Origin of the sequence: Thermoflexus sp. (assembly GCF_025055495.1) — a bacterium.
Taxonomy (GTDB): Bacteria; Chloroflexota; Anaerolineae; order Thermoflexales; family Thermoflexaceae; genus Thermoflexus.
This window is the reverse complement of sequence record NZ_JANWXB010000090.1, coordinates 1-10354: the sequence shown is the minus strand read 5'-3', so window position 1 is coordinate 10354 and position 10354 is coordinate 1. Positions and strand designations below refer to the sequence as shown.

Sequence of the window (10354 nt, the reverse complement as noted above, 5' to 3'; positions counted from 1 at the left end):
CCTGGCCTGGCTGGGCACGGTGGGGCTTCTCGCCGGGCGGATGGCTCTCCAGCCCGCGCCGTGGCCTCGAAAGCTCCTGTTCGTTTTGCCGGGCTACGCTCTGGCCCTCCTGCTCCTTGGCCTGCTGATGCTCCTGCTGGGGATCGGGACGACCGGGCCCTTTGCCATTTTATGGGTTGCCGGTAGCGCGTCCCTCACTCTGATTGGAGCGATCATCGCGGCGTTGGGACAGGGGATTGGAGGCCGGATTCGAACCGTGGTGCGGGGGCTGCTGGGCGTATCCATCGGGGGCCTACTGGTCGGCGGGCTAGTGTTTCTGATGGCCTTCCTCTTGGCAATAGCCACCGGTCCAGCGCCGGCCTTCGCCGGGCGCGGTCGCCCCCTGGGGGAGGGAGCTTTCCCGGAAGCCCCGGGGAGGGCCTTCCCGGCACCTCCCGGTGCCTTAGAAGGCGGGCCGCGCGCCTTTCCACCCGGCCCTCGTCCGGAAGGGGCTTTTCCCAGCGGTCCAGGGTCAGAAGGACGCTTGCTTCCGTTCCGGGCCTTTCCCTCGACATCGACGATGGCCGCTGGCGGGGGAGTGCTCGTCGCCCTGGGCGTGCTGGCAGGGGTCCTCTGGCTCTGGGGTCGTCGAGGCCCGGCGGAGGCGGAAGAAGCGGTGGGCGTCGCCCTGGGTTCAAATTGGCGGCGGGAAGGCCTGCGGTCGCTTGTGGGCGGTGGGGGGCTGACGATGGCCTTGCTTCTGATCGCTCAACTCATCCCAGCGCCTCGCACGAACCCGCCTGCTCGCGTGGTGGTGCAGTGGGATTCGCCTCAGACGCAGGCCTTATGGCAGCGGGCGTGCGCGGATTGTCATAGCAATGAGACGCGCTGGCCCTGGTATACCGCGATCGCGCCGGCCTCTTGGCTGGCGGTCAACCATGTCCAGGAGGGACGTCGGGCGTTCAACCTCTCGGAGCTGGATCTAAGCCAGCTTCCTGCATCGCGGAAAGCGCGCCTGGCGGAAGAGATCGCCCAGGTGATCCGCAACGGAACCATGCCTCCGGCGGATTACCGGCTGTTGCATCCGGAGGCGCGCCTGAGCCCTCTGGAGAAGGAGCTGCTGATCCAGGGCTTTCAGGAGAGGCTCGGTCGGTGATCGGGCAGCGCTTCGCCCAGCGGGATGGGGAGAATCTGACTGCCTCAATTCACTGAAAGGTAGATGGCTGGGGTCGGCACAGGCCCCAGGCCGGCTATCCGATGGAGGAGGAGTTGCAATGAGGGCATTCGTCATGAAGCGTCCGTCCGGCGTGGTGATGGTTCTGCTCATGATCCTGGTGGTCGCCACCGCCTGTGCGCGTTCTTCGGAGGCTCAGAGCGGGCAGGGACAGAGCACGGTCTATCGGGTTCGACGGGATACGCTGGAGGTTTATGTCAGCGGCTCGGGGAATCTTCAGCCGCATACCCTGGTCGATCTCTCTTTCCCGCAATCCGGGGTGGTCCGCAAAGTATATGTCCAGGTCGGCGATTCGGTGAAGGCCGGGCAGGTCCTGGCGGAGCTGGATACGCGGGATCTGGAACTGCAATTGCAGAACGCCCAGATCAACCTGAAAATCGCCCAGGCCCGGCTGGCTCAGGCGCAGGCAACTGCCCGTTCGCGGCCGGCGGATCTGGCCGCGGCGCAGGCGGCGCTGGCGAACGCTCAGGCCAGCCTGGAAGCTCTGAAAGCCGGCCCAGACCCTCGGGATCTGGAGATCGCCCGGCTCAATTATGAGGTGTCCAAAAACGCCCTCTGGCAGGCCCAGCTCAGCCGGGATAAGACCGCCGGGATGCCCGGCTCCGCCCAGGTGGATCTGCAGCTGGCGCAGGCGCGGGTAGGCCAGGCGGAGCTGCAGACAGAGATCGCCCGCCTTCAGTATGAGAAAGCCCAATCCGGCCCCAGCGACCAGCAGTTGAAGGCGGCGGAGGCCGCGCTGGCTCAGGCCCGGGATAACCTTATCCGCCTGCAGGCTCAGGATCCGAATCTGGATATCCAGCTGGCCCAGTATCAGGTGGAGCAGGCGGAGATCGCTGTGCGGCAGCTTCAGCTGCGCTTGGAACAGGCCCGGCTGGTGGCGCCGGTGGATGGAGTGGTCACGGCGGTCAACGTGGTGGAGGGTGGTCCGGCGGGAACCGGTGGGCCGGCTATCACCCTGGCGGATCTGAACCGCCTGGAGGTGGTGGTGAACCTTCCTGAGGTGGATGTCGCCCAGGTGACGGTGGGCCAGGAGGCCACGATCACCCCGGAGGCCATGCCGGACACGCGCCTCCGCGGGAAGGTGGTGGCGATCGCGCCCGTCGGTGTCCAGAGCCAGGGGGTGGTGAACTTCCCGGTGACCATCTCCCTCGAGGAGGCTTCGCCATCGGTGCGGGCGGGGATGACGGTTCAGGTTCAGATCACCGTGGCCCGGCGGGAGAACGCTCTGGTTGTCCCGCGGCGGGCGCTGGTCACCCGGGGTGGACAAACCTTTGTGACGGTGCTGCGAGGGGATCAGACGGAACAGATCCCCGTGCGGGTGGGATTGCGGGGCGACACCATGGTGGAGGTCCTGGATGGATTGCGGGAAGGAGACGTGGTGGTTCTGCCAGCGTCCGCGGCCTCCGCGGTGAGCACCCGCGTCCCCGGCCCGGGCTTCTTCGGACCGGGGATGTTCCGATGATCGGGATGGGAAAACTGTAAAAAGAGGCAGAGGCAGGAGGTGGAGATGAGCCTGGTGGAAGCCTTTCGGACCGCCCTCTCCAGTTTGGCGGCGAACAAAATGCGATCCGCCCTGACCATGCTGGGGGTGATCATCGGCGTGGCTTCCGTCATTGCGTTGATGAGCATCGGACGGGGAACCCAGGTGGCGATTCGTTCCCAGATTGAACGGATCGGGACGAATCTGATCTTTGTGACGCCGGGGGCGGTGCGCGTGGGCGGCGTCGCGCAGGCGCCGGGCTCATCGTCCACCCTGACTTATGAGGATGCTCAGGCCTTGAAGGATCTGCCGGGAGTGGCAGCGGTGGCGCCGATCTTCCAGACCGGCGCCCAGATCGTTTATCAGCGGAACAACCTGCGGATCCAGGTGTATGGGGTGACGCCGGAGTTCTTCATCGTCCGCAACCTCCAGGTGGCCAGTGGGGATTCGCTCTCCCAAGCCCAGGTGGAGACCGGGATGGCGGTGACGGTGCTGGGTGCGAATGTGGCGGCCCAGCTGTTCCCCGAGGGGGATCCCGTCGGGCAATTTGTCCGCCTGAATAACATCCCCTTCCGGGTGGTGGGAGTCCTCGCCCCGGTGGGGGGGACCGGCTTCGGGAGCCTGGATAATCAGGTCTTCGTGCCGTTGAGCGCCGCAACCCAGCGGCTGGCCCGGGGCGGCCAGTTCCGGGGCAGCGCGGTGGTCTCCCAGATCATGGTCCAGGCGGACCGCGCGGCCCAGATATCGACCGTCATGGAGACGATCCGTGCCGCTTTGCGCGAGCGCCATCGGCTGCTGGATGGGGATGACGATGACTTCAATCTGATCAGCCAGCAGGATCTGATCCAGACCTCCACCCAGATCACCGGGACCCTTACGCTTTTCCTGGGGGCCATCGCTGCGATCTCCCTGATCGTGGGGGGCATCGGGATTATGAACATTATGCTGGTCTCGGTGACGGAGCGGACCCGGGAGATCGGCCTGCGGAAGGCGGTGGGGGCCCGCCGGTGGGACATCCTGATGCAGTTCCTCAGCGAGGCGGTGACCCTAAGCGGCCTGGGCGGCCTGATCGGAGTGGGGATAGGGATCGGTGCCTCCCGGCTGATCAGCGGGATCTCCGTGGGCACCGGCACCTTGCGTCCGGTGGTCCAGGGGGATGTGATCGCCCTGGCGTTGCTGTTCGCTGTCGCCGTGGGGGTGTTCTTTGGGATCTACCCGGCGATTCGGGCGGCCGCCCTGAATCCGATTGAGGCCCTTCGATACGAGTAAAATAGGCTCTACGGCTTTGTCCATCTCTGATGGAGAGGGGCAGGGCTGGGTTAGGGGCCAAAGGCTCTTAGCTCTCCCAAGGGGGGGTCCCCTTCCTATCACCCGGAGGGCCGTCGCGAATGTTGGACATAACCCGGCGACTTCTGGTAGTGTTTAACCGGTGAGGGATCGTGCTTTCGATTTCGCGGGGATTGCTGATCGGGCGAGGTCGCCGAAGGCAGCCTCGCCCGATCAGAATCGATCGGATCCCCCGGGATGTGGAGTTCACGGCGCTGGCTTACAGCAATGCGGTGCTTCGACAGGAGGTATGGATGGAAGACCCCGTGATGGTGATGGAAAAAGTGGAAAAGATCTACCGGATGGGCCAGGTGGAGATCCCGGCCCTGCGAGGCATCGACCTGGTCATCCGGCGTGGGGAGTTCGTGGCCATCATGGGCCCCTCGGGCTCCGGCAAATCCACCCTGATGAACCTCCTGGGCTGCCTGGATACGCCGACCCGGGGACGGTATTGGCTGGAGGGCCAGGATGTCTCCCGTCTCTCTGACGATCAGCTGGCGGAGATCCGGAACCGCAAAATCGGCTTCGTTTTCCAGAACTTTAACCTGTTGCCCCGGGCGACCGCTCTGCAGAATGTCGAGCTTCCCCTGGTCTATCGGGGGGCCCGGGATCGCCGGGAGCGGGCCCGGCAGGTGCTGGAGCTGGTGGGCCTGGGGGATCGTCTACATCATCGCCCGAATGAGCTTTCCGGTGGTCAGCAGCAGCGGGTGGCCATCGCCCGGGCCCTGGTGGCGGAGCCGGCCGTGATCCTGGCCGATGAGCCCACCGGCAATCTGGACAGCCGGACCGGGCGGGAAATCCTGGCGTTGTTCCAGCGGTTAAACCGGGAGCGAGGGATCACCCTGGTCGTCGTGACCCACGATCCCTTTGTCGCCCGCCATGCCGAGCGCGTCGTGCGCATCCAGGATGGCCTGATTGTGGGCGATGAACCGGTTCCACCCGAAGAACGGATCATCGAAGACGGCGCATAGGCGGTCCCTCCGGCGGATGGTCCGCAAGGCGGATCGGGTCGCCTTCGGTTCCCATCGCTCAGCCTTGTTTAAGGAAAAGCGGATATATTTTTATTTGTGGTGTAGTGCGTTGTCCATTTTTCATTTGGGGTTTTCGGGGGCGGTGCGGGGGGGCCTTGGCCCCCCGCACCGCCCCCCAAAGATTTTTTATCCCCCCACCCCACAGCCCCAAAGGCTGTGGGGAGGAAAGATCCAGAGGGGGCCTTCCACCTCGCCCGATCGGCCCCCGACAGCATAACTCCGATCCTGTGAAACTTAAGAATGGAGGTCAGCGAACATGCATCGTTTTCCCGCTAGGATCGCCTGGTTCCTTTTGATTTCGATCGGGCTGATCGCATGTGGGAGCCCGGCTACGCCCACGCCTCTCCCTTCCACGCCGACATCCGTTGCGACCCCTGTGGTCAGCGATCAGCCATCTCCTACCCCGGTGTCTCCAGCGACGCCAACCTCCCCGCCGGGCCCTGGGGCGGAGCAGACGACCTTCATCGTGGTTTCGGAGGAGAGTGAGGCCCGCTATCGGGTTCGCGAACAGCTGGTGGGCTTCGATCTCCCGAATGATGCGGTCGGGACCACGCGGGCGATTACCGGGGTGCTGGTCATGGAGGGAAATCGGGTTGTGGCGGAAGCTTCTCGCTTTCAGGTGGATCTGCGCACTCTGACCAGCGATCAGTCGCGGCGGGATAATTTCATCCGGCGCAACACGCTCCAGGCCGATCGCTACCCCTATGCGGTGTTTGTCCCGCGGGAGGTCCAAGGCCTGCCTTCGCCCCTGCCCACTTCCGGCGAGCATGCCTTTCAGTTGATCGGCGATCTCACGGTCCGCGACGTGACCCGTCCGGTGACCTGGGAGGTGACCGCCCGTGTAGAGGGGAATCGGGTCATCGCTCAGGCGCGCACCCAGTTTGCCTTCGCGGATTTCAACCTGGAGCAGCCCCGGGTGCCGGTGGTGTTGAGCGTGGATGAGATCATCCGCCTGGAGATCGATGCGGTGCTTCAGCGGCAGTGAGATCGGAGTCTAAAAGCGAGCGGGACCGCTAAAGACGGCCCCGCCCGCTTCCTCGGGCAGACAATATCGCTGGCGAAGGTCCCTTCCTCCTTGCAGGCGGGGAAGGCCACCTTCGGCGGCCTCCCCCGCCTGCAAATACGCACCAAAGAGCGCGATCCGCCCCAAGCAAGCCTCCCTCATCGGATGAAGGGCTCTACCGGGCGAGCGCCCGGAGCAAGCGCTCCAGATCCTGAGGCCAGGAGGGACGTCGAGGGATGCGCGCTGTGCCGTCGGCCACCCAGCCCCCGAACTCCTGGATCAGGCGATCCGCCCGAGCAGGGATCGGGCGAAGAACCAGGGTTCGTCCCTCCAGATGGATCCGTTCGATCCCTGCCCGCGCCGCCAGGATCTTGAACCGCAGCTGCTGGAGCAAATTGCGGGTCTCTGCTGGGAGTGGGCCGAACCGATCCTTCAACTCCAAAGCCATCTCCTCAACCCCCTCCAGGGTGCTGATTCCGGCCATCCGGCGATACAGCTGGAGTCGAAGGGCCGCATCCGGAACGTAATCTTCGGGTAGGCCAATGGGCCATGGAAGGTTGAGCGTAACCCCTTCAGGGGAGGGTGGCGGAGGCGGCAGGCCTTCCCGTTCCGCCTTCAACTCTGCGATGGCCCGGTTCAGCATTTTCATGTATAGATCGAAGCCCACCGCCGCGATGTGGCCGTGCTGACGGGTGCCCAGGATCTCCCCGGCTCCACGGACCTCCAGGTCACGCATCGCCAACTGGAATCCTCCCCCCAGGCCGGGGATCTCATAGATCGCTGCCAGCCGCTCCCGGGCTTCGGCCGTGAGGGGGATCTTCGGGTCGTAAAGGAAATAGGCATAGCCCTGGAGCACGCTGCGACCCACCCGGCCGCGCAGCTGATAGAGTTGCGCCAGGCCGAAGAGGTCGGCGCGGATCACAATCATCGTGTTGGCGTTCGGGATGTCCAGGCCGCTGCTGATGATGTCTGTGGCCACCAGGACGTCGATCTCCCCCCGGGTGAAGGCCATCATCGTTTTCTCCAGCTGGCGGGGCGGCATCTGGCCGTGGGCCATGCCGAAGCGCGCCCCCGGCGCCAGCGCCTCCAGGCGCTCCTTCCACGCCTCCAGGCCGTGCACCCGGTTATACACCACGAAGACCTGCCCGCCCCGGTCCAGCTCCCGCATGATCGCGGAGCGCACCAGGCGATCGTCGTAAGGCCCTACGTAGACCTGAACCGGCAGCCGCTCCTCCGGCGGCGTCTGGATCAGGCTGATATCCCGCAGGCCGCTCAGGGTCAGATACATGGTGCGGGGGATCGGCGTTGCGGTCAGGGTGAGCACATCGACTTCTGCCCGAAGGCGCTTGAAGTGCTCCTTGTGCATCACCCCGAAGCGCTGCTCCTCATCGATGATCACCAGCCCCAGGTCCTTGAAGACCACATCAGATTGGAGCAGCCGGTGGGTGCCGATCAGGATGTCGATCTCCCCCTCCCGCAGCCGGCGCAGGATCTCCGCTTGCTCCTTCGGGGAGCGGAGCCGGGTGAGGACCTCCACCACCACCGGGAAGGGAGCAAGACGGGCCCGGAAGGTCTCATAGTGTTGATGGGCCAGGATCGTCGTCGGCGCCAGAAGGGCCACCTGCTTGCCGTCCATCACCGCCTTAAAGGCGGCCCGCAGGGCCACCTCGGTCTTCCCGAACCCGGCGTCCCCGCACAGCAGCCGGTCCATCGGCCGCGGCCGTTCCATATCGGCCTTGACCTCCTCGATGGCCCGTAGCTGATCCTCGGTCTCGATGAAGGGGAACGAGGCCTCCAGCTCTCGTTGCCACGGCGTATCCGGGGAGAAGGCATGGCCGCGCGCGGTTTCCCGCCGGGCGTAGAGCTCCAGCAGCTCCCGCGCGACCTCCGCCGCGGCCTGGCGGGCCCGTGCCCGCGCCTGGGCCCAATCCCCGCCGCCCAGGGGATGGATCTCAGGAGGCTGATCCGTCGGCCCCACGTAACGGCTGATCCGATCCGCCTGATCCACCGGCACATACAGGCGATCGTTGCCGGCGTAGCGCACCACCAGATACTCCCGCTCCACGCCGTCCAGGTTCAGGCGGACCAATCCCCCGAAGATCCCGATGCCGAAATCCTCGTGGACCACGTAATCCCCTTCCCGGAGCTCCCGGATCCACTCCGGCGGGGGCCCCCGCCGTATCCGCCGACGCCAGGGAAGGGGTCGCAGCACGCCGAAGAGCTCCGCATCGGTGAGCAAGGCGAGGCGACGGCCATCCTTCGATCGGAACAGGAAGCCCCCGCTCAGGGCGCCGTTCATGAAGTAAATCCGCCGGGGGAGCGGCATGGCCTCCAGGGATGCGATCGTCTGCGCCGCCTCTTCCATGCCTCGGGCGTGATCGGCCCAGACCGCCGCCAGCCGTGCCGCCTGGCGGCTGACGATCACCACGGCCTCGCCCAGGCGCAGACGTTGGGCGCAATCCTCCAGGATGCGCTGGAGCTGCCCGCCGAATCGGGGCGGTGCTTCCATGGGGAGAGCGGAGAAGCCCCCGGTTTCCGGGAGAGCGGTGATGTGGAGCCGGGGGCGGCGCCGCAAATACGCCTCCCATAGCGCCCGGTCCACAAAGGGATCCGGATAATCCGGCGGCAGGAATCCGGCGCCCGCCGCCCGGGCCCTGAGCTCTCGACCTTCCTCCATCAATTCCTCCCATGCGGCCTGGATCTCCGCCTCGTCGAGGAGGATGATCCAGGCGTCCTCCGGGAGGTAGGCGAGGGGCGTGGTGGCATCCGCATAGAAGTAGGGCAGATAGAACTCCAGCAATGGGAACGGCGCCCCGCGGGCCAGCGCCCCTCGCTCCCGCTCCAGCGTTTCCGCCTCCGCGGGAGCTTCGACCATCGGTTGCCAGGCGGCGAGCCGCTCCGCGACGGCGGGCCCGTAGGCGGGCAGGGCCTCCCGGGCCGGCAGGATGCGAACCTGCTCCACCGGCCGGAGAGTCCGTTGGCTGGTCGGGTCGAAGGCGCGCATGCTGGCGAGACGGTCCGCTTCCCACTCGATCCGGATGGGCTCCGAACCCGTCGAGGGGAAGAGATCGAGAATCCCCCCGCGGCGGGCGAACTGCCCGGGATGGGTCACCGTGGTGACCGGCTCGTAGCCTGCCTCCAGGAGGTAGCGGATGAATCCCTCCATCGGAAGCTCCTGACCGGCCCGCAGGATCCGGCGCAGGCGATGGAAAAGCCGTGGCGGAAGGGTGCGGAGGAGCAGCGCGCGGGTGGAGGCCACGACCACCGGCGCGGGATCCCCATTCAAGCCGGCCAGGGCGGCCAGAGCCGTCAGACGCTCCGCGCGGACCTCAGGGGGCCAAGGCGCTCGTTCATAAGGGAGGGCGGGAGGTTCCGGCAGCCGGTGGATCCGTTCCGGCCCCAGCCAGATGGCCAGATCCTGCGCCATCCACTGGGCCCGTTCCGCGGTCCCGGCCACAATGAGCGTGGGCCGCGAAGCCTGTCGGGCCAGCCCGGCGATCCAAAACGCCCATCCCGAACGGGGGAGCGTCATCTGGACGCGCTCCCCCTTGTTGAGGGATTCAATCGTCCGAGAAAGAGTTGGCTCCGCTTCCAGGAATCCCAACAAACCGCTCAGAGGTCCCATGTTCATGGAGCGTGAGAAGATCCCCTGGAATGAACTCTTCAATGATCTGCGCTTTGTGCAAGTTTTCAAGGTCAGGGCAGGGCCTCCGGCTCTTCGCCTTGCTATTTGGAGATGAACGGCCCACCCCAGCCCCAATCTCTTTCGATTTCCAGGCCTTGACAGGGTTGCCGGATTATGTTATTGTTATGACCGGTTCTTCGGAGGGCTTTAGTTCCTAACACATCTTACGACAGGCATCTCCAATGATGGGCCCAGAATGTTTCTCATCGATCCCGATTTCGATGCGCCCGAACTTTGCCCCAAGGTCGGGCATATCCTTCCCCCTCATTTCCACGGTTTTCCTTCTGAGAGCGCTCTAATCTCGATTGGTATCTGATCAATCCGCAGGGTCGTTTCCCCTGTGACTTTTTTCCTAATTCTAACCATTGTGCCGGTTTTTATCATTGGGCATGGGAGCGCTCGCCCCCTTAGCTCAAAGGGAAAGAGCGGCCGCCTTCTAAGCGGCGTGATCCGGGTTCGAATCCCGGAGGGGGCATCGGAGGGCCGGCCACAGCGCCGGCCCGGTTGATTTCATCACCCCTCTTCTTCGAAAGGGTGTGTGCGGTGGCGGGGGGGGAAAGCGCGGCGGCCCCCCAATTTATAACCACAGTGGCCCGCCGTCGGGGGGCCGGGACAG

The 10354-nt window shown here is 65.4% G+C and carries 6 protein-coding genes and 1 tRNA gene; 6 read left to right on the top strand and 1 reads right to left on the bottom strand.

Annotated elements, in window-relative coordinates; translation table 11 throughout:
* The 5 genes from NZM16_RS03175 to NZM16_RS03155 form a co-directional block, all read left to right on the top strand.
* The coding region (locus tag NZM16_RS03175; RefSeq protein WP_295478496.1) for a heme-binding domain-containing protein at nt 1-1135 on the top strand (1135 nt) is incomplete at its 5' end.
* 118 nt (nt 1136-1253) lie between these two features.
* A complete protein-coding gene (locus NZM16_RS03170) occupies nt 1254-2675 on the top strand; it encodes an efflux RND transporter periplasmic adaptor subunit (protein WP_295447998.1) in 1422 nt (473 codons plus the stop codon).
* 45 nt (nt 2676-2720) lie between these two features.
* Nucleotides 2721-3962, top strand: a complete 1242-nt coding sequence (locus NZM16_RS03165; protein WP_295447995.1) for an ABC transporter permease — start codon at nt 2721-2723, stop codon at nt 3960-3962.
* 311 nt (nt 3963-4273) lie between these two features.
* Complete coding sequence (locus NZM16_RS03160) at nt 4274-4990, top strand: ABC transporter ATP-binding protein (protein ID WP_366946150.1); 717 nt, start codon at nt 4274-4276, stop codon at nt 4988-4990.
* 316 nt (nt 4991-5306) lie between these two features.
* Nucleotides 5307-6035 (top strand): YceI family protein, encoded by a 729-nt coding sequence (locus NZM16_RS03155; protein ID WP_295447988.1) that lies wholly within the window; start codon nt 5307-5309, stop codon nt 6033-6035.
* A 193-nt stretch (nt 6036-6228) separates the two neighbouring features.
* Here the strand turns inward: NZM16_RS03155 and mfd are convergent, their stop codons facing one another.
* Nucleotides 6229-9585: a transcription-repair coupling factor gene (gene mfd / locus NZM16_RS03150; protein WP_295478493.1), complete on the bottom strand. Its 3357-nt coding sequence runs from the start codon at nt 9583-9585 to the stop codon at nt 6229-6231.
* A 554-nt stretch (nt 9586-10139) separates the two neighbouring features.
* On the opposite strand from mfd, the gene NZM16_RS03145 reads away from it, so the two are divergent.
* Nucleotides 10140-10213: transfer RNA gene (locus tag NZM16_RS03145), tRNA-Arg, on the top strand.
* The last annotated feature ends 141 nt before the right edge of the window (nt 10214-10354 follow it).

Excerpts from the sequence above, each read along its gene's own strand:
- mfd (WP_295478493.1), bottom strand. The coding sequence starts at position 9,585 with ATGACGCTCCCCCGTTCGGGATGGGCGTTTTGGATCGCCGGGCTGGCC.
- NZM16_RS03165 (WP_295447995.1), top strand. The coding sequence starts at position 2,721 with ATGAGCCTGGTGGAAGCCTTTCGGACCGCCCTCTCCAGTTTGGCGGCG.
- NZM16_RS03155 (WP_295447988.1), top strand. The coding sequence starts at position 5,307 with ATGCATCGTTTTCCCGCTAGGATCGCCTGGTTCCTTTTGATTTCGATC.
- NZM16_RS03160 (WP_366946150.1), top strand. The coding sequence starts at position 4,274 with ATGGAAGACCCCGTGATGGTGATGGAAAAAGTGGAAAAGATCTACCGG.
- NZM16_RS03170 (WP_295447998.1), top strand. The coding sequence starts at position 1,254 with ATGAGGGCATTCGTCATGAAGCGTCCGTCCGGCGTGGTGATGGTTCTG.